2 protein-coding genes are annotated in these 1,057 nt (G+C 42.2%); both read left to right on the top strand.

Annotated features, from left to right (window positions below):
* The first annotated feature begins 164 nt into the window (after positions 1-164).
* Entirely contained in the window at positions 165-323 is a 159-nt protein-coding gene (locus tag R7E47_RS25245; RefSeq protein ID WP_005477734.1) for a hypothetical protein, read from the top strand.
* A gap of 31 nt (positions 324-354) precedes the next feature.
* Positions 355-1,057 (top strand): chromosome partitioning protein ParA (locus tag R7E47_RS25240; protein ID WP_318085544.1); only part of this gene is annotated, 703 nt, incomplete at its 3' end.

Genomic DNA, 1,057 nt, shown 5'->3' with positions numbered 1-1,057 from the left:
AGGTAAGTTATTCAATTAAGAGCACAAAATTGATCCAATCTAGCGCACGCGGATGAAAATCTACGCTAAGTTGACCTTGCGTAACGTAGAAATGAGTTACAATAAACTTTTGTGAAACTGTCTCAGGAGTTAGTCAGTTTTACGCGATTGGACAAGGAGGCTGTATGACCAGATTGTTAGCCATTGCGGTATTGATAGTTGTAGCGTTTGTGCTATTCCGTTATCGAACCAATGAAAAAGTCCAAAAAGCGACCGTCATAACATTGATTGGCGCATTCCTGATTTATACCGCATCCATTGTGATTGCGGAACTGATTCGCTAGCAAGATAGAAGAGTCCTTGGAGTAATATACGGTGACTTCTCAAAAAAATATTGAAGAACAAGATGAAGTGGTTGTCATTGAGGAACGTGACAAACGCACACACATATATATCGCAATTGCAGCGGTACTAGGCTTGGCATTTGGGGGCTTGGCTGGCTCTGTTTTGACGGCGAATAAATGGGAATCTACTTACCAAGTTTTAGAAGATAAATATCAAGCGCTTGCGCAAGATAAAACCGCGTTAGTTTCTCAAGTTAAAACTCGTGAAGAGTCGCTAGACAAAGAAATCCAAGAGAAAGTGGATGCACTGCTCGCAGAAAAGGACGCCGCACATCAGAAAGCGCTGAAAAAATTACAAACTCAGCTTACCGAGGTCGAGAAGGTTAACTTGTCGTTGGAATCTCAAGTGAAGCAACAGAATGACAAGTTGAGCTCGAGCAAGACAGAGAATGAAAAGCTCACTCGCCAAGCGGATATGCAAGCAACCATGTTTGAACGCTCTCGTGAAGTGTTCCAGAAAGAACTCAAAATCTCGCAAGATCTAGAAGCGTTAGAGAAAGAGCGCGAGAAGCTACTGCCGAAAATCGACAAGCTGAAGAAAGAATGTGATGTGTTCTTAGAAGGGAAGTCGTGGGATGTAAAATCCGATGCTTGCGATAAGCACGATGAAGCAAATTCTCGACTTAGCCAAATCGATCAACTAATTGAAGTCTACAAAATGGATCTCAAACAGA

The organism is Vibrio sp. Vb1026 (assembly GCF_033338745.1).
GTDB lineage: Bacteria > Pseudomonadota > Gammaproteobacteria > Enterobacterales > Vibrionaceae > Vibrio > Vibrio alginolyticus.
The sequence above is the reverse complement of the archived record's forward strand: the minus strand, read 5'-3'. Positions and strand labels throughout refer to the sequence as shown.

Excerpts from the sequence above, each read along its gene's own strand:
- R7E47_RS25245 (WP_005477734.1), top strand. The coding sequence starts at position 165 with ATGACCAGATTGTTAGCCATTGCGGTATTGATAGTTGTAGCGTTTGTG.